Below are 22,099 nucleotides of genomic sequence, written 5' to 3'. Positions count from 1 at the left end.
GGAGGTAAAATCAGGCGGTTTGCTGCTCGCTTTCCGCCAGATGCTTCAGAAAAGAGAGTGTTCCCGGCGGAACCAGTGAGGCGATCGTTGACCACTTGCGTTGCTGATAGAGCGTGCGCACGCGGGAAGCGGAAATCGGTCCGCCATCCTTCTCAACCCGCTGCAGTTCGACGACCTTAATGGCAGGCGTATCACCGGGCGCTTCCAGCAGTTGCCGCATGCGCAAGTTGTAATTACGGGTCAGGGGACACAGTGGCTCGCTGCCGACAAAGCGGTGGGTGATCTGTAGCGCCGGAGCTAAATGTTGGCGAAAGAGTTGTAGATCGATCTGGCTGTGGCAATCGTCAACCGCGCCGTTGTCTTTGAGGAAATAACCAGGGAAAGTGGCTCTCGAAATCAAATAAGCCGATCCCGGATGCAAAGTTACGTTGGCGATCCCGGCGATCCCCTGCTCAATGAGCGCGAAACGATCCTGATAGCTGAAAAGTGAAGCGTCCTCCTTCACCACAAACAGATGCAGCCAGTCGCACTGATGAGCGGCCTGCTCAACCAGCCAGCGGTGTCCTAAGGTGAAGGGATTGGCATTCATCACAATAGCGCCAATTTTTTCCCCAGGCTGGCGATACATCATAAGCTGACGGCAATAACGGGCCAGACGCTCACAGCTATTTTCCATTAAAACGGCCTGCTCACCTGCCTGGGCTATCGGCCAGAATCCAGCGCAGGAAAATAGCGCGGCATTGGAGGGTTTGGTGAACAAAAACAGTTCGCTGCGCCCCAGTTCATACGCCTGAGTCATCAGTTCGGTCAACAGCTTCAGGCTCACCCCTTCTCCCTGCAGTGACGGTTCGACGGCAATACACTTCAGAACACATCCGGCAATCGCGCCACACCCGACAATGCGACGTTGATACTCCGCAACAATCACAATTTCGCAATCGGCTTCTAACGAGAGCTGATGTTGATGAAGAAAGAGATCGATGCTCTCTCGCCGCTGCGGATCTTTTTGTACCGCGACACGTTTTAATATCAGATTCATTTTTTAGCGCTTCATTGACCAAAAACGGACTGTATTTCGCCACTGTTCCCAGAGTGGTTCTTTTATTTAAGTCACACTTTCTTTCGTACCTTAATTGGCTTTATGGCTTTTATGTTGTTAATTAATTCAGAAGAATAAAAACAATTAAATTAATAAAAAACACCGCTAATCAGTGAAGATAATCACATATCCACCGGGGACGGATTTATTATTATGCCACCGTCCTATTATTACTTTTCTAACGGCATTATTCCTTATTATAACAGGGTGACGTCTTATGACTAACATGAGCCAGGTTCCGGAGACGGAGAAAAAGAGCGTTAACGATATACTGGGATTTAAAATCTTCGGTATGCCACTTCCGCTTTACGCGTTAGCATTAATTACTTTACTTCTTTCACATTTTTATAACGCATTACCGACCGACGTTGTCGGTGGCTTCGCGGTGATGTTTATTATTGGCGCCATTTTCGGTGAAATTGGTAAACGCTTACCCATATTTAATAAATATATTGGCGGTGCGCCGGTGATGATCTTTCTGGTTGCCGCATATTTTGTGTATGCCGGAATTTTCACACAAAAAGAAATTGATGCCATCACCAATGTGATGAAAAAAACGAATTTCCTGAACTTATTCATCGCAGTGTTGATAACCGGCGCAATCCTGTCGGTTAACCGCAAACTGCTACTTAAATCCCTGCTGGGTTATATTCCGACCATCTTAATGGGGATCCTCGGCGCATCAATATTCGGTATGCTTATTGGTCTGTGCTTCGGCATTCCTGTGGATCGTATCATGATGCTGTACGTGCTGCCGATCATGGGCGGCGGCAACGGCGCAGGCGCGGTTCCACTGTCTGAAATTTATCACTCTATTACCGGTCGTTCCCGTGAAGAGTACTACTCAACGGCAATTGCCATTCTGACTATCGCCAATATCTTTGCCATCGTGTTTGCCGCGCTGCTCAATATTATTGGCAAAAAATATCCGGCAATGAGCGGTGAAGGCGAACTGGTGCGTAAAGCCTCATTCAAAGTGGAAGATGACGAAAAAGCCGGTGAAATCACCCATCGTGAAACGGCTGTCGGCCTGGTGCTCTCCACGACCTGCTTCCTGCTGGCTTACGTTCTCGCCAAAAAAATTCTGCCGAGTATTGGCGGCGTGTCCATCCACTATTTCGCCTGGATGGTACTGATTGTCGCCGCGCTGAACGCCTCCGGCCTCTGCTCGCCGGAAATCAAAGCCGGCGCTAAACGTCTGTCTGACTTCTTCTCTAAACAGCTGCTATGGGTGCTGATGGTTGGCGTGGGCGTATGCTACACCGACCTGCAAGAAATTATTGACGCCATTACTTTCGCCAACGTCATCATTGCCGCGGTGATTGTCGTCGGTGCCGTCGTTGGGGCCGCTGTCGGCGGCTGGCTGATTGGCTTCTTCCCGATTGAATCAGCAATTACCGCCGGTTTGTGTATGGCTAACCGCGGCGGTTCCGGCGACCTGGAAGTTCTCTCTGCCTGCAACCGTATGAATCTTATCTCTTATGCCCAAATATCCTCCCGTTTGGGCGGCGGTATTGTACTGGTCATCGCCAGCATCGTGTTCGGCATGATGATGTAACCAATACGCACGATGGCGCTATCTGGGCATAAATCACGGTGGTGCAAATCAGGGCCCTGAGCCAGGGGCGGCTCCGGGAAATCCACCCTGCTCCTTAGCCAGAAGCACCAACGGATTCATCTTCAGACACGCCATCGTGCCCTTATTTTTGGACTATTTCATGAGTAATGCAGTTCTGCTGGGTGAAGGTTTCACCCTGATGTTTCTTGGTATGGGTTTTGTGCTGACGTTTCTGTTGCTGCTGATTTTCGCCATCCAGGGCATGTCCATCGCCGTGAACCGTTTCTTTCCCGAACCGGTTCACGCCCAGGGAACGGCCCCGACATCTGCCGCGCCAGACACTGACGACTTCACCCGCCTCAAGCCGGTGATTGTCGCCGCTATTCACCACCATCGTCGCCTTAACCCCTAATTCACAGAGGAATCCATGACCGTTGCCATTACCGATGTCGTCCTGCGCGACGCCCACCAGTCCCTTTTCGCCACCCGCCTGCGTCTTGACGATATGCTGCCTATCGCTGCTCAGCTTGATGATGTGGGCTACGGCTCACTCGAATGCTGGGGCGGCGCCACCTATGACGCCTGTATCCGCTTTCTGGGCGAAGACCCCTGGGTTCGCCTGCGTGAGCTAAAAAAAGCCATGCCGAAAACGCCGCTGCAGATGCTGCTGCGCGGGCAAAATCTGCTCGGCTACCGCCACTATGCTGATGACGTGGTGGAGCGTTTTGTCGAACGTGCCGTCAAAAACGGCATGGATGTGTTCCGCGTATTCGACGCCATGAACGATCCGCGCAATATGAAAACGGCGCTGCAGGCGGTGCACAACCACGGCGCGCATGCTCAGGGAACGCTTTCCTATACCACCAGCCCGGTGCACACGCTGCAAACCTGGCTGGATCTGACCGAACAGCTGCTGGAAGCCGGGGTTGACTCCATCGCCATCAAGGATATGTCCGGTATCCTGACGCCGTCCGCCGCCTTTGAACTGGTGAGTGAAATCAAAAAACGCCACGATGTGCGCCTGCATTTACACTGCCACGCCACCACCGGAATAGCGGAAATGACCCTGCTGAAGGCCATTGAAGCCGGTGTTGACGGCGTGGATACGGCGATCTCCTCCATGAGCGCCACCTACGGTCATCCGGCCACTGAAGCCCTGGTCGCCACCCTTGCCGGAACGCAGTATGACACCGGACTGGATATCAACAAGCTGGAAAGCATTGCGGCATACTTCCGCGAAGTGCGCAAAAAATATCACGCCTTTGAAGGCCAGTTGAAAGGCTATGACAGCCGTATTCTGGTCGCTCAGGTGCCGGGCGGGATGCTCACCAATCTGGAAAGCCAGCTAAAGCAACAAAATGCCGCCGACCGGCTGGACGACGTGCTGGCGGAAATCCCCCGCGTGCGCGAGGATCTCGGTTTTATTCCGCTGGTCACCCCCACCTCACAGATTGTCGGTACCCAGGCGGTGCTCAACGTATTGACCGGGGAGCGCTATAAAACCATCGCCAAAGAGACTGCGGGGATTCTGAAAGGGGAATACGGCCACACCCCGGTACCGGTTAACGCCGCATTACAGGCAAGGGTACTGGATGGCGCAGAGGCTATCACCTGTCGCCCGGCGGATCTGCTCAAACCGGAGCTGGTACAGCTGGAAATGGATGTGAAGCAACAGGCGCAAATGCAGGGCATCGTGCTGGCGGAGAATGCTATCGACGACGTGCTCACCGTGGCCCTGTTTCCGCAGATCGGCCTGAAGTTCCTTGAGAACCGTAACAATCCATCGGCCTTTGAGCCGGAACCGCAGGCGGAAACCGCGCAGCCTGCCGCGAAAGCCGACAAGCCCGCAGCGTCCGGCATCTATACCGTAGAAGTAGAGGGGAAAGCCTTTGTGGTGAAGGTCAGCGACGGCGGCGACATCAGCCAGCTCAGTCCCCCTTCTGCGCCGGTACCGACAACCAACGCGCCAGCGCCGACAGGAACCGGCGCACCGGTCACGGCACCGCTGGCGGGCAATATCTGGAAAGTCATCGCCAACGAAGGCCAGACGGTCGCGGAAGGTGACGTACTGCTGATTCTGGAAGCCATGAAAATGGAAACCGAAATCCGCGCGCCGCAGGCCGGGATCGTTCGCGGTATTACGGTGAAAGCCGGCGATGCGGTCTCCGTGGGCGACACCCTGATGATGCTGGCGTAAGGAACAGGAACCATGGAAAGTCTGAACGCCCTGATTCAGGGCATGGGGCTGATGCACCTCGGCTTCGGGCAGGCCATCATGCTGCTGGTGAGTCTGCTGCTGCTGTGGCTGGCCATCGCGAAAAAGTTCGAGCCGTTACTGCTGCTGCCGATTGGCTTCGGCGGCCTGTTGTCCAACATCCCGGAGGCCGGGCTGGCGCTAACCGCCCTGGAAAACCTGCTGGCGCACCACGATGCCGGACAGCTAGCAGTGATTGCCGCAAAGCTCAACTGCATACCGGATGTCCACGCCATTAAGGAGGCATTCGCACTGGCCATACCATCAGTGCAACAACAAACAGAAGCGTTGGCGACCGATATGGGCTACACGCCGGGCGTGCTGGCGCTGTTTTATCAGGTGGCGATAGGCTCTGGCGTCGCCCCGCTGGTCATTTTTATGGGCGTGGGGGCGATGACCGATTTCGGTCCGCTGCTGGCCAATCCGCGCACCCTACTGCTGGGGGCGGCGGCGCAGTTCGGTATCTTTGCCACCGTACTCGGCGCGCTGACGCTGAATTATCTTGGCTTTATCAACTTCACGCTGCCGCAGGCGGCGGCGATAGGCATTATCGGCGGCGCGGATGGCCCGACCGCAATTTATCTCGCCAGCAAGCTGGCGCCGGAGTTGCTCGGGGCTATCGCGGTAGCAGCGTATTCGTATATGGCGCTGGTGCCGCTGATCCAACCGCCAATTATGAAGGCGCTGACCACGACAAAGGAACGGAAAATCCGCATGATGCAATTGCGCACAGTAAGCAAGCGGGAAAAGATCCTCTTCCCGGTGGTGCTGTTACTGCTGGTGGCGCTGCTGTTACCGGACGCCGCCCCGCTGCTGGGGATGTTCTGCTTCGGCAATCTGATGCGCGAAAGCGGCGTGGTGGAACGTCTGAGCGATACGGTGCAGAACGCACTGATTAATATCGTCACTATTTTTCTCGGATTATCCGTTGGCGCCAAGCTGGTGGCGGACAAGTTCCTGCAACCGCAGACGCTGGGTATTCTGGTTCTGGGGGTGATGGCCTTCTGCGTCGGAACCGCGGCTGGGGTCTTGATGGCGAAATTACTCAATAAGTTCAGCAAGCATCCGATAAATCCACTGATAGGCTCGGCCGGCGTCTCCGCAGTACCAATGGCGGCGAGAGTATCGAACAAGGTGGGGCTGGAAGCGGATGCGCAGAATTTTCTGCTGATGCACGCAATGGGGCCGAATGTGGCCGGAGTGATTGGCTCGGCTATTGCCGCTGGCGTGATGCTCAAGTACGTGATGGCAATGTAGTTCGGTACGTATCCAGGCGGCGGTGCTGCGCACCTGTCCGGGGTGCGGCTCCGTGCGTTCGGATGATCCGGGTCTGACGCCGGTGCCGCATCCCGGGGATACGAAAATATCGTATTGCAAGCTAAATATCTTCCGAAATCAGCAAAACTGTGGGCCGATTCGGCGTTGTCAGCCACTAAAAAGGAGAACATGACCATTTGATGTCCATTCGCCCAATGATTAGCCGAAAAATCACGCACTGGTTTGCCCGCCGTTCATTCCAGAACCGCATCTTTCTGTTGATCCTGTTTACCTCAACCATCGTGATGCTGGCCATGTCATGGTATCTCACCAGTATTACAAAAGAGCGCCTGCATTATCAGGTCGGACAGCGCGCGCTGATTCAGGCAATGCAAATATCCGCCATGCCTGAGCTGGTTGAAGCGGTGGAAAAGCACGATCTGGCGCGAATTAAAAAACTTATCGACCCAATGCGCTCCTTTTCTGATGCCACCTATATCACCGTCGGCGATGTAAACGGCCTGCGTCTCTATCACGTTAATCCTGATGAAATCGGCAGATATATGAAAGGCGGCGACAACGACGAAGCGCTGTCTAACGCCAAAAGCTATGTTTCGGTACGTAAAGGCTCGCTGGGTTCTTCATTACGCGGTAAGTCGCCGATCCAGGACAGCACCGGAAAAGTGATTGGCATCGTCTCTGTGGGATACACCATTGAACAGCTGGAAAACTGGTTGAGTCTGCAGATCGGTTCATTGATGATCCCCATGGCGATCATGCTTCTCCTGCTGCTTTATTGCGCCCGACGCTTCTCCCTGCATATAAAAAAACAGATGCTGAATATGGAGCCGCAACAGCTTTCACAACTGCTTATCCAGCAGAGCGTGCTGTTTGAATCAGTATTTGAAGGGCTGATTGCAATCGACTCACATTACAACATTACCGCCATCAATCAAACCGCACGACGGCTATTAAACCTGAGCCAGGCGGAAACAAGTCTGATAGGTAAATGCATCAGCAGCGTGATTTCCCAGGAAAACTTTTTCTATGATGCGCCGCAAACAAATAAGAAAGACGAAATCGTTACTTTTAATCAAATTAAAGTCATCGCCAGCCGGATGGCCGTGACCCTCAATAATGAACCTCAGGGTTGGGTGATTAGCTTTCGCAGCAAAGATGATATTAATACCCTGAGTCTACAGCTTAGTCAGGTCCAGCAATATGCGGATAACCTGCGCGCCGTGCAGCATGAACATCGCAACCTGATATCCACCATTGCCGGTTTGCTGTTTTTGAAACGCTACGATAACGCGCTGGATCTGATTCAACAACAGTCGGAGAGACACCAGAAAGTCCTCGATTTTATTGCGCGTAATTTTAAAGTTAATCATCTTGCCGGGCTGCTGATTGGCAAATACTACCGTGCTAAGGAACTTGGCTTAGAACTGGTGTTCGACCCCGGCTGCTATGTCGATACGTTACCCCCATCACTTTCGCACAATGAGTGGATCTCGATTGTCGGGAATCTGCTGGACAATGCTTACAATGCCACGTTACGTCAGCCGGAAGGTTCAAGACAGATTGAGTGCCTGATCAACAGTGAAGGCAGTGAAGTCATCATCGAAATCGCCGATCAAGGGTGCGGTATTGACGAGGCGCTGCGCGATCGCATTTTTGAGCGCGGCGTCACCAGCAGCGACAGCAGCGATCACGGCATCGGATTATGGCTGGTGCGTAGCTACGTTGCGCAGGCTGGCGGCCATATCGTCATTGATGACAATATCCCCTTTGGCACAATTTTTTCCCTCTATATCCCCCTGACCCGAGATGAACATCATGGATAGCATAACAACCCTCATCGTTGAAGACGAACCTATGCTGGCGGAAATTCTGGTGGATACCATCAAACAATTCCCTCAGTTCGAAGTCATTGGTATCGCGGATAAACTTGAAAGCGCAAAAAAACAGCTCCGTCTCTATCAACCGCAGTTGATCCTGCTGGATAATTTCTTACCCGATGGCAAAGGCCTCGATTTGATCCGCCACGCCGTCTCGATTAATTATAAAGGGCGTATCATTTTCATCACCGCCGATAACCACATGGATACCATCAGCGAAGCATTGCGGATGGGGGTTTTTGATTATCTGATTAAGCCGGTTCACTATCAGCGCTTGCAGCATACGCTTGAGCGTTTTGCCCGTTACCGCAGTTCCCTGCGTTCCAGCGAACAGGCCAGCCAGACCCACGTTGACGCTCTTTTCAATATTCAGGCCAAAGAACATACCGAAGCCGCCGGTTCCCCGCTACGCGGCATTGACGAAAGCACTTTCAACCGAGTTCTGCAGCTGTTTGCTGACCCGGAGACAGTCCACACCGCCGACTCACTGGCCCGTATTCTCGGCAGCAGTAAAACCACCGCCCGCCGTTACCTGGAACAAGGGGTTAAAAACGATTTTCTTGAGGCTGAAATCAGCTACGGTAAAGTCGGCAGACCGGAACGGATATATCATGGTAAACATTCTGACCCCACTTAAACATCAGGCGAGCCCCTGTTTATTGGGCTATGGCAGTGAGTTAAGTACACGCCTGAGGTTTTATGCTGTCTCGTTTATCTGCGTGGCATTCGTTTTTGGCCGGTTTTGGCGAAAGCTTGATGTTGCTGATTCGCATCTCGGCCTGAGCTCAGATTCATTTGTTCTGGAAGTACAAATGAATCTGAGCTTACTTCCTCCTCTGGTCCTGTTCGTGCAGATTATCGAACGGAGCAACGTTCCTGCCGTTGCGCGCCAAACACGCCCGACGGCCTTCAGCAATTAGCCGCAGCGCCTCACGCCTGGGCAGGAATCGGCCTTTGACCTCCCTTTTTCGTCACCAGCGCGAATGCTGTTCAACATGGTCAAGCGTTTTGTCCGACAACTTGAAATATGACGGGTATCTATTTTTTCAATGACCATTCAAATCATCCCCCAGTTCATTAATATTCTCCACCACCATACCCCAAATGTAATTTGAAGAAGAAAGGTAAGAAACGTTAATATTCCGCCGATAATCCACCATGATTTGATATCATTGTAGCCAGCGCCAAAAATAACCGGCCCTGCCGCACCGCCATAGTGGGTTACCATACCGCCATAAGAGTTGCTGAAGAGTAAGGCGAGTGCTGTTAGCATCACCGGTGCGCCTGAAACATTCGCCAGCATAGCAAATACTGGAATCATCGCTACAACATAAGCACTTCCCGATGCAAAGAAATAACGCACCAAAATACTTAATGCAATAATAACAATAAAGGCTAAATTACCGTGACCGTTAAATGATATATTATTTTTTAATAAATCAGCCAGCCATAAGAAAAAACCGACCCTGGATAGCAGTGAACTTAAGCCAATGATGCCACCGTACCATATGAGCGTATTCCATCCTCCCTTATTTTTAATCACGTCATCCCAGGTAACGATTCTCAACACCAGCATCAACGCCATGACACAGATTGCAACGGTTGACGCGTTGATCCCCAGTGGCTTACTAAATACCCAGCCAGCCAGGGCGAGAACAAAAATACAAGACAGCATCTTTTCGCGTAACGTCATTGGCCCCAACAATTCGATACCTGTTTTAGCGATCTTTTTATTATCTACGATCTTCAGTTCAGGTGGATAAAGCTTGTAGGTAATCAGTGGCGTTAATAGTAACATGATGACGCCAGGTAATCCCGCAGCCAGCGCCCATCCTCCCCAGCTCAATTTTATGTGGCAAATATCCTCGATCATTTTCAGCGCAAGTATATTTCCGGCCATGGCGGTGAAAAACATATAACTGGTTGTTTTAGTAACCATATAGACATTCAACATGAGATAATGGCCAACTCGCTTTGCGCTCTGCTCAGGCTCTGATCCAAGAGCGACGGCGACACTATTGATAATGGGTAATACTATACCGCCAGCACGAGCAGTATTCGAAGGCGTGGCTGGAGCCAGAATCAGGTCAAGAAAAGCAGTAACATAGCCAAGCCCCAAAGTCGTACTGCCAATCTTGCCAATAAGAATATAAGCAATTCTTTTACCTAATCCGGTAATGACAAATGCCGCACTTAGTGTAAATGCGGAAAAAACTAACCAGGTTGTACCGGATGAATATCCACTTAATACGCTAACGGCTTTTACAGTTCCGTCCCCTAAATTACCGACAATCGCCATTGATGCAGCAACAGCTATCAGTAACACGACAGGTTCAGAAAAAGGTTTAATAACTAAACCAACAATGGCTGCCAGATATATACCGGATAATATCCAGGCAAGTTGTGATAACTCTGCGGGTGCCGGAAATAAACTTATGAGCAACGGTATTGCTATTATAACAAGTAATTTCCATAACGTATTCTTTTGCATTTTTATTCCTTACCTGCACTCAGGATTAAAGGATGCTTGTGGAACGCATTCACATCCCCCGCAGCACACAGCATATTTCCGTCGTTTGGCAAGGTGTCGATTTGCAGTTGGTTAACCGAAACCTGAACAGACAGATAATCGATATCTGCTTTATCGCTAAGAGATTGACTGATAATAGTGACTTTACTGCTTTGTGGACTCCTTTCACCAATGCCATTCATCTCCAGCGCATAACCCGATCCCATTATGGCTAACAAGAACTCATCTCGTTGTTGAAGATCCTTAGGTAAATCATCGTCCAAAAGAAAGGCATCTGTGGATGTCTCTCCGCACATTAATACACAGGGAATGCGCTTCATAGCATGTTCCTCACACCATAAGAAATAGAAGAATTGAATAAAACAGCCTTGTGAATTTAATTAGTTTTATGCTCTTTAAGTTTTTATTTCCTTAATCAACGCCACATGTAAATCATCTCAGGCATTTTACAAATTCATTCTACTTGCAAGAAATTTATTGGTTGATAAAATTTTGCCATAGGAGTTATTCCTGCTGAGCATTAATTAAAAAAACTTTGCCGATTAATCACCATTTTTCATCGGGTTAGAGAAAATTTATTACCCCTTATGGAGAAAAAATGAAAAATGAACTATCTGGAATGAAAGCCTTTGTCACAATTGCAGAGCTAGGCTCATTTAGTAAAGCTGCCGAGTCACTCAATCTCACGCAACCAGCATTAACCAAAAAGATAAAAAAAATAGAGAGTAATCTGAATATTGCGCTATTCGAACGAACGACGCGAAAAATTGCGCTGACTCAGGCCGGAAAAGCTCTTCTCCCAAAGGCAAAGTCTTTGATTTCCAACCTTGATGCGGCAATATTTAACCTCAGCAATTTAACATCTCAATTACATGATACCGTCACGCTATCCTGCATTCCTACTGCCGTGTTTTACTTTTTACCGCGTGCTATCATTCAATTCAATCAACGCTATCCCAACATCAAAGTACGAATTTATGAGCAAGGTGTAGAAACATGTCTGAACTCAGTACGAAAAGGCAATGTTGATTTTGGAATAAATATGAACTTCGTCACATACCCTGACGTCGATTTTATCCCGCTGCTGAATGAGCCTTTTGTTCTGGTCTGTCGACAAAATCATCCCCTGGCAACCAGGAAACTGGTCGAATGGCAGGAACTCGTCAACCAGACCTTAATCGGTGTAAGAAGATCAAGTGTCAATAGACAGCTAATAGAAAAATGCCTGGCGGATAAACCCTGGAGGCTGGATTGGTTTTATGAAGTGAGACATTTGTCAACCTCGCTCGGTCTTGTCGAGGCTGGCCTGGGCGTATCGGCGCTACCGTGCCTGGCGATGTCTCATAACGCGAATAACAAGGTCGTGAGCATTCCCCTTGTCGAACCGGTTATCAGACGCACGCTTGGTATGATCCGCGCAAAAAACCGTCCGCTGTCCGAAGCATCGGAACGATTCGCGTCACTATTACTTCTTATGTGGACAAATGAAGCGGGCACGCTATGGCGCAATGTCGTCGACTCAAATCAGAATACCTGAGTTCCCGAAAAGCCGCTTCATCGCCATATTAAGGCGCCAGCGCAATCACCTCTGCCGCCCAGCGCTGAAACCCGGCGACATCCAGCCCCAATGCTACCCGCGCATTTGCTGGCTGCCCCAGCTTACCTTCAATATCGACAACCGTCATGCCGGATGTCCATGTTCCCTGAGTTTCCACCGCCACAAAGCACGGTTTGAGGGTAAAGAACTGCGGGCGAACCAGCCAGGCAATCGCGCACAAATCATGCATACGCAAGCCGCTGCGCATGCTGCCGCTACGATAGTGGCTAAACAACGCATGAAGCATTTTCCCGGTCTGATTAAGCGCGGGCAGCGTCGCGAGATAATCCGGAGCCAGCACAGCCTGATTGGTTACATCCAGCCCACACATGACGATTTCCAGCCCGCTGTTAAAGACTTTCGCCGCCGCTTCCGGGTCGATAGCGATATTAAATTCCGCACTCGGCGTAAAGTTACCGCGCCCGGCGGAACCGCCCATAATGACCAGGCGGCGGATATTAAAACGGCATTCGGGATACTGAGTCAGCAGTAGCGCAATATTGGTTAACGGACCAATCGCCACCAGCGTTATCGGCTCCGATGCATGCATCAGCGTATCGCGCATGGCCTGAAACGCCGGTTTGGCCAGCGGCTGGCGATTATGCTCAACGAAAGCATAGCCTTCCATCCCGGACTCGCCGTGAACGGAAGCAGCATCGCGCAGCGGGCGAACCAGCGGCATTGATGCCCCCTGGGCCAGCGGGATATCAGCGTTCCAGAAATGCAGCAACTGCAGGGCATTGCGGGTCGTTTTCTCCACGGAGACATTCCCCGCCACGGTGGTCATCAGCTGTAGATCCAGCTCTGGGGCAAACAGCGCCGCGGCAATCGCCGCCGCATCGTCAATGCCGGGATCGGTATCCAGAATGATCGGTAAGCGCATCGTTTCTCCATAAAAAAATGCCAGACATTCAGTCTGGCATCTTCTCATACTATGGCGAAAAAGAATCTATTCGACTTCACGGACATCGACCCGCAGCTCTTTCGGCACTTCGAAAACAATGTTCTCTTCGCGGCCTTCCAGCGGCACGGCTTCGCCGCCGCCCAGTTCCTGCAAACGCGAAATGACGTTCTGCACCAGAATATCCGGCGCCGATGCGCCCGCGGTTACGCCCACGCATTGCGCCTCTTTCACCCACGCCTCCTGAATATCGGCCGCATCATCAATCAGATACGCCGCTTTACCCATTCTCTGAGCCAGCTCGGCCAGACGGTTGGAGTTAGAGGAGTTTTTCGACCCTACGACCAGCACCACGTCGGCCTGTTCAGCCAGCGCGCGGACCGCTTCCTGACGGTTAGTGGTCGCATAACAGATATCATCTTTACGCGGTCCGACGATTTTCGGGAAGCGTTCGCGCAGGGCGTCAATCACGTCAGAAGTATCATCAACGGAGAGCGTTGTCTGGGTCATAAACGACAGCTTCGCGTCGTTTTTCACATCCAGCGTCCAGACATCATCCGGTGATTCCACCAGATACATCCCCCCTTTCGGGTTACTGTACTGACCCATGGTGCCTTCGACCTCCGGGTGACCGGCGTGGCCAATCAGAATCGACTCTTCACCGCGGCGGCTGGCGCGGGCGACCTCCATATGCACTTTGGTCACCAGCGGGCAGGTGGCGTCAAAAACCGTCAGATCGCGGTTTTTCGCCTCATTGCGCACGGCCTGAGAGACGCCGTGGGCGGAAAAAATCAGGATTGCGCCGTCCGGTACTTCGCTAATCTGCTCGATAAAAACAGCGCCGCGTTGACGCAGACTATCCACCACATAGCGGTTGTGGACGACTTCATGACGCACATAGATCGGCGCACCGTAAAGCGTCAGCGCGTTTTCGACAATGCTGATAGCGCGGTCAACGCCTGCGCAAAATCCGCGCGGGTTAGCCAACAGAATCTGCATTTTACTCCTCCAGCGCCGGATCGATCTCCAGCACTTCAACATCAAAATGAACGGTACGCCCGGCCAGCGGATGGTTGAAATCCACGGTGATCGAATCACCGTTCACTTCACGGATCACACCAGGCATTTCGCTGCCATCCATTGCGGTAAAGAGCATAATCGCGCCAGTCTCAGGTTCACCCGCGTCGATAAATTCCCGGCGGGAGAAATATTGAATCAAATCCGGGCTCGGTACGCCAAAAGCCGCATCCGGCTCCAGCGAAAAGGTGGTTTTATCCCCCTCTTTCAGCCCCAGCAAGTGTTGCTCAAGACCTTCAGAAAGCGAAGTATCGCCCAGGCGGAAGAGCGCGGGTTTACCATTATTACGGGTTGACTCTGCGGTGGAGCCATCGTCGAGTTTTAAGGTGAAGTGCACCAGCACCGCACTGTTGCTCTGTACTGATTTAGACATGCAGGTTGCTCACTTGTTTTACCGCCTGTTTGCCCGGTAGCGCTAACGTTACCGGACAAACAAAGATCGCGCTACTTTGTCGGCCGGATAAGGCATTTCGCCGCCATCCGGCATTTTATTACGCCTGCTTTTTCGGCAGGAACCCTTCCAGCACAATCAGCGCCGCGCCGATGCAAATGGCGGTATCGGCAAGATTGAAGGTGGCAAAATGCCACTCCCCGACGTAGAAATCGATCATATCGACGACAAAACCGTGCCAGAGCCTGTCGAATAAATTCCCCAGCGCTCCGCCAATAATCAGCGCATAGGCAATGTTATTCAGCTTTTGCGTCGCCTTAGCGCGATACATCAGCACCGCGAGGATCACGCAGATACCGATAGCGATACCGGCAAAGAACCAGCGCTGCCAGCCGCCGCTGTCGGCGAGAAAGCTAAAAGCCGCGCCATAGTTACGCGCATAATGCAGATTAAGCGATGGAAACAGCGAGACCGTATCCCCCAGTGCAAAATTCTGGAGGATCAGGTATTTACTGCCTAAATCGATAATCAGCACGGCTACGACGATCCACAACCAGCGTAGCCCCGTTGAACCAATCGGTTTACTCATCAGGCAAATTTACGTTTTTCACCGTCACCGGCGATGTTGCTGACACAGCGTCCGCAGATATCCGCGTGTTCCGCCACCTTGCCGATATCCGTGGTGTAATGCCAGCAACGCGGGCATTTGTCACCTTCGGCTTTGCTCAGCACAACTTTCAACCCCTTCAGCAGTTCACTCTGCCAGGCGTCAGCCGGAGCCTGCGCATAATCGACAACTTTCGCCCCGGAGGTCAACAGGACAAATCGCAATTCATCGCCCAGCGCGTTCAGCTTCGCCGCAAGATCGGCATCGGCATACAGCGTGACCGCCGCTTCCAGAGAGCCGCCCACCTGCTTATCCGCACGCGCCTGTTCGATTACCTTATTGACTTCGCCGCGCACTTTCAGCAGCGCGTCCCAGAAAGCGTCATTCATTGCTTCGTCGGCAGTCAGGCCGAACAGACCGGTGTACCATTCACCGGTAAAGACATATTTTTCACGCTCGCCCGGCAGATAACCCCAGATTTCGTCGGCGGTGAAGGACATAATTGGCGCCATCCAGCGCACCAGCGCCTCGGCAATATGGTACAACGCAGTCTGGCAGCTACGGCGCGCGACGCTGTCCGCTTTGGTGGTGTACTGGCGGTCTTTGATGATATCAAGCCAGAATGACCCCATTTCGACAGAGCAAAAGCGCATCAGGCGCTGCACTACTTCGTGGAAATCATAAGACTCATAGGATTTGACGATATCATCCTGCGCCGCTTGCGCACAGCCAACCGCCCAGCGGTCCAGCACCACCATCTCTTCCGGTTTCATCATGTCTTTTGCCGGATCGAAACCATTCAGGTTCGCCAGCAGGAAGCGCGCGGTATTACGGATACGGCGATAGCTGTCGGCGGCACGTTTGAGGATCTCGTCAGAAACCGCCATTTCACCGGTATAGTCGGTAGAAGCCACCCACAGACGCAGAATATCGGCCCCCAGTTTGTTCATTACATCCTGCGGAGAAACGGTGTTACCGATGGATTTGGACATCTTGCGGCCCTGGCCATCGACGGTAAACCCGTGGGTCAGTACCTGACGGTACGGCGCTTTGCCTTTCATCGCGGTGGAAATCATCAGCGAGGACATAAACCAGCCGCGATGCTGGTCGGAACCTTCCAGATACATATCGGCGGCATGACCGGCAAATTCAGGACGCACGTCAACGACGGAGGAGTGAGTCGACCCGGAGTCAAACCACACGTCGAGGGTATCCGGCACCTTTTCGTAGTTATCAGCATCGGCGCCGAGGATGTCGCGGGAGTCGAGATCCCACCACGCCTGAATGCCATCGACTTCCACGCGTTTAGCCACTTCTTCCATCAGCTCCAGCGTACGCGGATGCAATTCTTGCGTCTCTTTATGCACGAACAGCGACATCGGGACACCCCAAGTGCGCTGACGGGAGATACACCAGTCGGGACGATTGGCGACCATCGATTCGATACGCGCCTGCCCCCAGTCAGGGATCCACTGGACACCTTTGATCTCTTTCAGCGACTGCGCGCGCAGACCTTTCTGATCCATGCTGACAAACCACTGCGGCGTGGCGCGGAAGATGATTGGCGTTTTGTGACGCCAGCAGCACGGATAGCTATGCTGTAGCTTTTCTACGTGCAGCAGCGCGCCTTTTTCCCGCAACAGCGCTACGACGATGTCGTTGGCTTTAAAGACGTTGACGCCGTCCAGAGTCGGATAAGTTCCCGGCAGATAAGCGCCGTCCGGGCCAACCGGGTTAGCGACTTCCAGCCCATATTTTTGCCCAATGACATAGTCGTCCGGACCGTGGCCTGGCGCGGTATGCACCGCCCCGGTACCCGCATCCAGCGTGACGTGATCGCCAAGGATCGCCGGTACGTCAAAATCGAGGAACGGATGCTTAAAGCGTAACATCTCCAGTTCGCCGCCGTTAGCCACCGCCAGAATGGTGTAGTCAGCGATGCCGGCGCGCTTCATCACGCTGTCGACCAGGTCTTTAGCGACGATCAGCGCCTGCCCCTCAACCTGCACCAGCGCATAATCAAACTCTGGTGACAAAGAGATTGCGCGGTTGGCTGGCAGCGTCCATGGGGTGGTGGTCCAGATAACCAGAGAAACCGGGCCATTCACATCGGCCACGCCAAATTTGGCCAGCGCCGCCGCTTTATCCACCGCGTGGAATGCCACATCGATGGACGGAGACGTTTTGTCATAATACTCCACTTCCGCTTCCGCCAGCGCGGAGCGGCAGTCTGCACACCAGTGTACTGGTTTAGCGCCTTTATGCAGGTGGCCGTTGCCGATGATTTTAGCCAGCGCGCGGATGATGTTGGCTTCAGTTTTGAAGTCCATGGTCAGATACGGATGCGACCAGTCGCCGAGCACGCCCAGACGGATAAAGTCTTTACGCTGGCCGTCGACCTGGGTAGCCGCATATTCGCGGCATTTAGCGCGGAATTCAGCCGCGGTGAATTTTTCCCCCGGCTTACCGTACTCCTGCTCCACTTTCAGCTCAATCGGCAGACCGTGGCAATCCCAGCCCGGCACATACGGAGAGTCATAGCCCGCCAGCCCTTTGGACTTAACGATAATGTCTTTCAGAATTTTATTAACCGAGTGACCAATATGAATGCTGCCATTCGCATAAGGAGGGCCATCATGCAGAATGAAGGTTTTTTTGCCTTTTTTGGCTGCACGGATGATGCCGTACAGGTCATCATCGGTCCAACGCGCCAGCATTCCCGGTTCACGCCTGGCGAGGTCGCCGCGCATCGGGAACCCTGTTTCCGGCAAATTCAGGGTCGATTTATAGTCACTCATCAGATTCTCGGTTCCGTTATTTCGGTTTGATAAACACCGTCAGGGTCAGGCCTGCCCGGTTAGCCCAAAGAACTCGCGGGCCGTTAACTCATCGCAGGCAATTTGCGCCTTTAGTTCATCAAGCGACGCAAATCGCTGCTCATTACGTATCTTTTTACGCAGTATTACATCTATATGACGACCATAGAGGTCCATTACAACATCCAGCAGATGCACTTCTAACTGCTGGCGTACGCCTGCCACTGTCGGACGGGTGCCGATATTGGCGACGCCAGGCAAGGGATGCTCTCCCAGCCCCATCACTTCCACCGCATAAACCCCTTGTACCGGGGAGACCTGACGACGCAGCGGTAAATTCGCCGTCGGGAAACCAATGGTGCGCCCCAGTTCATCGCCGTGGACAACGCGACCGGAGATAGTAAACGGATGCCCCAGCAAAGTCTCGGCCAACGCCAGATCGTCATCCGACAGCGCCTGGCGTACCGCCGTACTGCTAATACGCACCCCGCCCTCGCAAAATGAGTGGGTACTGGTGACATCAAAGCCGTATTCCACGCCAGCTTTTTGTAATAATAAGAAATCCCCCTGGCGGCTAACGCCAAAGCGGAAATCATCCCCCACGACGAGGAACTGAACGCCTAATCTGCGGACCAGCAGTTCGCTAATAAAATCCTGGGCGGTCAACGACGCAAAGCGCCGATCAAAGCGCACGCACAGTACGTAATCGACGCCGCTTTCAGCCAGATAGTTAAGCTTTTCACGCAGACGCGTTAAACGTGCGGGCGCTTTATCGGCGGCAAAAAGCTCCAGCGGCTGCGGCTCAAAAATCATCACTGCCACCGGTAAGCCACGCTGACGACCTTCCGCACGCAAACGCTGCAGTAACGCCTGGTGCCCGCGATGCACGCCGTCAAAATTTCCAATGGTCAGCACACACCCGCGCGGGGCCTGACTGAGATTATGTATGCCGCGTATCAGCTTCATGTCTGGCTCAAAACAGTGAAAATCGTCCGAGTATACCTTGTACAACTGGCAACGTTAACCAGCGATTGCACCTCTACACCGAAAGATCCCGGTAATTCATTCACTCAGCGCAAGATCGCTGGAAAAACACCCCGCTGTCGTCGATTTTTCTGGTCGAAAGGCTGTATTCGCCAGCAACAAGCTGATAGAATCTTGCGCCATCACTACGTAATAAAGCGTTGTTGGTTTAAACGGCGCTTATTTGCACAAATCCATTGACAAAAGAAGGCTAAACGGGCATATTCCTCGGCCTTTGAATTGTCCATATAGAACACATTTGGGAGTTGGACCTTGGCTAATATCAAATCAGCTAAGAAGCGCGCCGTTCAGTCTGAAAAGGCCCGCAAGCACAACGCGAGCCGTCGCTCTATGATGCGTACTTTCATCAAGAAAGTATACGCAGCTATCGAAGCTGGCGACAAAGCGACTGCACTGAAAGCATTTAACGAAATGCAACCGATCGTGGACCGTCAGGCTGCTAAGGGTCTGATCCACAAAAACAAAGCCGCACGTCATAAAGCAAACCTGACTGCTCAGATCAACAAACTGGCTTAATTGTCTGTTGGTTGTCGCTTTGTAAAAAAGCCCGCGAAAGCGGGTTTTTTTATGTCTGTCGTTGATCACGTCAAACGTCAATACTCGCGTTCTGGTTATCGCAGCCGGTTCATACTTCAGCATGGACTGGCTGCGGCATTTTCCACGTAGCAGGAAACTGTTCTGGCCTATCTCCGGGAAGAGGTGAAAAGCGCTGAATAGTCGCGGTGACAAATACGCTGCACTGCCGGATGCTGGATCATGCGCTCGGCAAAAATAGCGTGATACTCTTCCATCACATTATCCATACGCCCGATCTCGACGATCGACTCATCGCTATAGAAATCATGTGAATACAGCGTTGGCGCGACGAATATCGCGTTATGCAGCGCCCCGAAGGCTTTCATCAACGCCGCATCGTCGAATTCCCCCAGAATTTCCACCTGCAATCCCTGCGAGTTAAACCAGTTGAGCAGCTTACGCCCCAGCATGGAACAACGCCCCGGAATCAACAAACGACGCTCTTCCAGGCAGGCCGGGAACGGCTTTTCCGGCGGAGGATTCATGCACCAGAAACTGACGCTGCATTCGCCGATTTTCACTGAAAACAAGCCTTCCTGCTGGGTGGAGTCAATGGGGCAATCGGAGATGATCATATCGAGCTTATGCTGGCTCAACTGCTCCAGCAGCATTTCGTGAGTTGACTCAAAACAGCGTAAATGGATCTGTTCGTTATCGACGACGGCGGCATCAAGTACACCGCTGACCAGCCTTTTTGACAGTGCGTCAGCCACACCGACATCAAACAACAGATTCGACTCTTTACGATAATTAACGATATCCAGCATTTCCTGGCTCAGGGTAAACATACGATCGGCGTAGCGGAAGACCAGTTCCCCCAGTTCACTGGGCTCAAGCCCTCGTCCTTTACGCTTGAACAACTTCCCCTGCAGACGCTCTTCCAGCGCTTTGATCTGTCCGGTAATGGTTTGCGGCGTCAGGAACAATGCCTCCGCAGCACCAACCACTGAGCCTTCTTTATAGACATGCCAGAAATAGTACAGATGGTTGTAATTGATATGTGACATGCTTCTCTCCCTGATTATGTCGAGGAGAACCGTAGCGGCTTTCCATGAAATGTTAAGCCGCGTAGCCCGAATCCGCTACGCGCTTACGCAGTATGATGTATCCCGTCACTGCCGATAATATCGATCCAATAAGGATGCCAAGCCTGGCCCAGTTGTTCAATGCGGGATCAACGCTGCTGAAAGCCAGGGAGGCAATAAAAATCGACATGGTGAAACCAATCCCACATAGAATGCCAACCGCCATAATTTGCTTACAGCTCGTCCCTTCAGGCAACGAGGCCCATTTCAGCTTTAGCGCCAGCCAGCAGAACAGGCTAATTCCCAATGGTTTACCGATAAACAACCCGGCAATAATACCCAATGGCAGCAGCGAGGTCAGCCCTTCTACCGTGATCCCCTGCAAAGAAACGCCCGCATTAGCAAAGGCGAACAGCGGCAGGATCAGGAATGCCACCCACGGATGCAGTACGTGCTCAAGCTGCTTCGCCGGCGATTTACCTTTCTGCTCTTTTAGCGGGATCATAAAGCCGACAATGACGCCGGCCAGCGTTGCGTGAACGCCCGATTTCAGAACCGCGGTCCAGAGTATGGCGCCGACCAGAATATAGATGCCGGTGCGTCGTACGCCGCTCAGATTTAATGCCGCCAGTACCGTGATAGATCCAGCCGCAACAATCAATGACATGACGGAAAGGTCGTGCGTATAGAACAACGCAATAATAATAATGGCACCCAGATCGTCAATGATGGCCAGCGCCATCAGAAAAATCTTCAGCGCAGCGGGAACCCGATTCCCCAGCAGCGCCAGTACGCCCAACGCGAAGGCGATATCGGTCGCAGCCGGAATCGCCCACCCTTCTCTGGCAATCGGATCCCGGCCGTTAAACGCCAGATAAACCAGTGCCGGAACCACCATTCCGCCCAACGCCGCGACGAGCGGAAACACGGCCTGGCGACGGCTGGCCAGCGCCCCCTGATTCATCTCGCGCTTCACTTCCAGGCCTATCAGCAGGAAAAATATCGCCATCAGCGCATCGTTAATCCACAACAGCATATTTTTGTTGATTTCTAACGCCCCTACGCGCAGTTGAACGGGCGTTTCCAGAAAAGAACGATACAGATCGCTGGTCAAGCCAGTATTGGCGAATAACATCGCCATTACGGCGGCAAAAATTAAGATAATGCCTCCGGATGCATCGCTATGGAAAAAACGCTGCAGATGTTTCACTTTTACCTCACCTTATCGGTAAACAACTCGATAAAAGAATCATACAGACGCAAATACATCGAAAAAACCAGTTTTAAATTGCCTTTATAGACGGTTTTTCCGAATTAACAAGTAAGACGACATAGCGTTTGTCAGAGGAAGAATAAGCGTAAACCGCTCTCAATAATTCAGGGGCGAGGCGAGATGGTGGATAATCGTTAATTCAGGTAGTGTAGCGGCTAAAAGAGAAAAAGCCTGAGTAACAAAACCCAGGCTTGGG

General features: G+C 52.2%; 19 protein-coding genes and 1 pseudogene. 9 read left to right on the top strand and 11 right to left on the bottom strand.

The window, feature by feature from the left end; all coding sequences use genetic code 11:
• Positions 1 to 10 precede the first annotated feature (10 nt).
• The gene (gene citC, locus ABK821_RS02875; protein WP_138361893.1) at positions 11 to 1,039 is read right to left on the bottom strand and encodes a [citrate (pro-3S)-lyase] ligase; all 1,029 of its coding nucleotides are present in this window, start codon (positions 1,037 to 1,039) and stop codon (positions 11 to 13) included.
• 277 nt (positions 1,040 to 1,316) lie between these two features.
• On the opposite strand from citC, the gene citS reads away from it, so the two are divergent.
• The 7 genes from citS to ABK821_RS02840 all read left to right on the top strand — a co-directional run bounded on the left by citS (position 1,317) and on the right by ABK821_RS02840 (position 8,986).
• Positions 1,317 to 2,657: a citrate/sodium symporter CitS gene (citS, locus tag ABK821_RS02870; RefSeq protein WP_138361892.1), complete on the top strand. Its 1,341-nt coding sequence runs from the start codon at positions 1,317 to 1,319 to the stop codon at positions 2,655 to 2,657.
• 160 nt (positions 2,658 to 2,817) lie between these two features.
• On the top strand, positions 2,818 to 3,069 hold the full coding sequence (locus ABK821_RS02865; protein WP_138361891.1) for an oxaloacetate decarboxylase subunit gamma: 252 nt from the start codon (positions 2,818 to 2,820) through the stop codon (positions 3,067 to 3,069).
• 15 nt (positions 3,070 to 3,084) lie between these two features.
• Positions 3,085 to 4,854: a sodium-extruding oxaloacetate decarboxylase subunit alpha gene (oadA, locus tag ABK821_RS02860; RefSeq protein ID WP_343177941.1), complete on the top strand. Its 1,770-nt coding sequence runs from the start codon at positions 3,085 to 3,087 to the stop codon at positions 4,852 to 4,854.
• 12 nt (positions 4,855 to 4,866) lie between these two features.
• Positions 4,867 to 6,168: an oxaloacetate decarboxylase subunit beta gene (locus ABK821_RS02855; protein ID WP_138361889.1), complete on the top strand. Its 1,302-nt coding sequence runs from the start codon at positions 4,867 to 4,869 to the stop codon at positions 6,166 to 6,168.
• 215 nt (positions 6,169 to 6,383) lie between these two features.
• Positions 6,384 to 8,012 (top strand): sensor histidine kinase, encoded by a 1,629-nt coding sequence (locus ABK821_RS02850; protein ID WP_138362054.1) that lies wholly within the window; start codon positions 6,384 to 6,386, stop codon positions 8,010 to 8,012.
• Entirely contained in the window at positions 8,005 to 8,703 is a 699-nt protein-coding gene (locus tag ABK821_RS02845; RefSeq protein WP_138361888.1) for a response regulator, read from the top strand. The genes ABK821_RS02850 and ABK821_RS02845 overlap by 8 nt, the downstream gene beginning before the upstream one ends.
• The gene (locus ABK821_RS02840; RefSeq protein ID WP_343177942.1) at positions 8,678 to 8,986 is read left to right on the top strand and encodes a hypothetical protein; all 309 of its coding nucleotides are present in this window, start codon (positions 8,678 to 8,680) and stop codon (positions 8,984 to 8,986) included. Before ABK821_RS02845 ends, ABK821_RS02840 begins: the two co-directional genes overlap by 26 nt.
• 137 nt (positions 8,987 to 9,123) lie before the next feature.
• Here ABK821_RS02840 and ABK821_RS02835 read toward each other — a convergent pair whose 3' ends face one another.
• Together ABK821_RS02835 and ABK821_RS02830 are read right to left on the bottom strand one after the other, a co-directional pair.
• On the bottom strand, positions 9,124 to 10,557 hold the full coding sequence (locus ABK821_RS02835; RefSeq protein WP_343177943.1) for an anion permease: 1,434 nt from the start codon (positions 10,555 to 10,557) through the stop codon (positions 9,124 to 9,126).
• A gap of 56 nt (positions 10,558 to 10,613) precedes the next feature.
• Positions 10,614 to 10,916 (bottom strand): annotated as a pseudogene (locus ABK821_RS02830) (PrpF domain-containing protein); the annotation flags it as partial.
• Positions 10,917 to 11,194: 278 nt separating this feature from the next.
• Here ABK821_RS02830 and ABK821_RS02825 point away from each other — a divergent pair.
• Positions 11,195 to 12,133 (top strand): LysR family transcriptional regulator, encoded by a 939-nt coding sequence (locus ABK821_RS02825; protein WP_138361884.1) that lies wholly within the window; start codon positions 11,195 to 11,197, stop codon positions 12,131 to 12,133.
• A 28-nt stretch (positions 12,134 to 12,161) separates the two neighbouring features.
• Here the strand turns inward: ABK821_RS02825 and rihC are convergent, their stop codons facing one another.
• The 6 genes from rihC to ribF all read right to left on the bottom strand — a co-directional run bounded on the left by rihC (position 12,162) and on the right by ribF (position 18,951).
• Positions 12,162 to 13,076, bottom strand: a complete 915-nt coding sequence (gene rihC, locus ABK821_RS02820; protein WP_308561922.1) for a ribonucleoside hydrolase RihC — start codon at positions 13,074 to 13,076, stop codon at positions 12,162 to 12,164.
• A 66-nt stretch (positions 13,077 to 13,142) separates the two neighbouring features.
• A complete protein-coding gene (gene ispH, locus ABK821_RS02815; protein ID WP_138361882.1) occupies positions 13,143 to 14,093 on the bottom strand; it encodes a 4-hydroxy-3-methylbut-2-enyl diphosphate reductase in 951 nt (316 codons plus the stop codon).
• 1 nt (position 14,094) lies between these two features.
• Complete coding sequence (gene fkpB / locus ABK821_RS02810) at positions 14,095 to 14,544, bottom strand: FKBP-type peptidyl-prolyl cis-trans isomerase (protein WP_138361881.1); 450 nt, start codon at positions 14,542 to 14,544, stop codon at positions 14,095 to 14,097.
• A 118-nt stretch (positions 14,545 to 14,662) separates the two neighbouring features.
• A complete protein-coding gene (gene lspA / locus ABK821_RS02805) occupies positions 14,663 to 15,151 on the bottom strand; it encodes a signal peptidase II (protein ID WP_138361880.1) in 489 nt (162 codons plus the stop codon).
• On the bottom strand, positions 15,151 to 17,967 hold the full coding sequence (gene ileS, locus ABK821_RS02800; protein ID WP_138361879.1) for an isoleucine--tRNA ligase: 2,817 nt from the start codon (positions 17,965 to 17,967) through the stop codon (positions 15,151 to 15,153). Before ileS ends, lspA begins: the two co-directional genes overlap by 1 nt.
• A gap of 45 nt (positions 17,968 to 18,012) precedes the next feature.
• Complete coding sequence (gene ribF / locus ABK821_RS02795) at positions 18,013 to 18,951, bottom strand: bifunctional riboflavin kinase/FAD synthetase (RefSeq protein ID WP_138361878.1); 939 nt, start codon at positions 18,949 to 18,951, stop codon at positions 18,013 to 18,015.
• A 330-nt stretch (positions 18,952 to 19,281) separates the two neighbouring features.
• On the opposite strand from ribF, the gene rpsT reads away from it, so the two are divergent.
• Positions 19,282 to 19,545 (top strand): 30S ribosomal protein S20, encoded by a 264-nt coding sequence (rpsT, locus tag ABK821_RS02790; protein WP_003018940.1) that lies wholly within the window; start codon positions 19,282 to 19,284, stop codon positions 19,543 to 19,545.
• A 167-nt stretch (positions 19,546 to 19,712) separates the two neighbouring features.
• Here rpsT and nhaR read toward each other — a convergent pair whose 3' ends face one another.
• Both nhaR and nhaA read right to left on the bottom strand, forming a co-directional pair.
• Positions 19,713 to 20,612: a transcriptional activator NhaR gene (nhaR, locus tag ABK821_RS02785; RefSeq protein WP_138361877.1), complete on the bottom strand. Its 900-nt coding sequence runs from the start codon at positions 20,610 to 20,612 to the stop codon at positions 19,713 to 19,715.
• Between the two features lie 52 nt (positions 20,613 to 20,664).
• Positions 20,665 to 21,840, bottom strand: coding sequence for a Na+/H+ antiporter NhaA (nhaA, locus tag ABK821_RS02780; protein ID WP_138361876.1), 1,176 nt, complete (start codon positions 21,838 to 21,840; stop codon positions 20,665 to 20,667).
• Positions 21,841 to 22,099: the final 259 nt, after the last annotated feature.

It is taken from the genome of Klebsiella sp. KE9456 (assembly GCF_043832615.1).
GTDB lineage: Bacteria > Pseudomonadota > Gammaproteobacteria > Enterobacterales > Enterobacteriaceae > Klebsiella > Klebsiella indica.
Note: the sequence above shows the minus strand (reverse complement) of the source record. Positions and strands in the feature narration are given on the sequence as shown.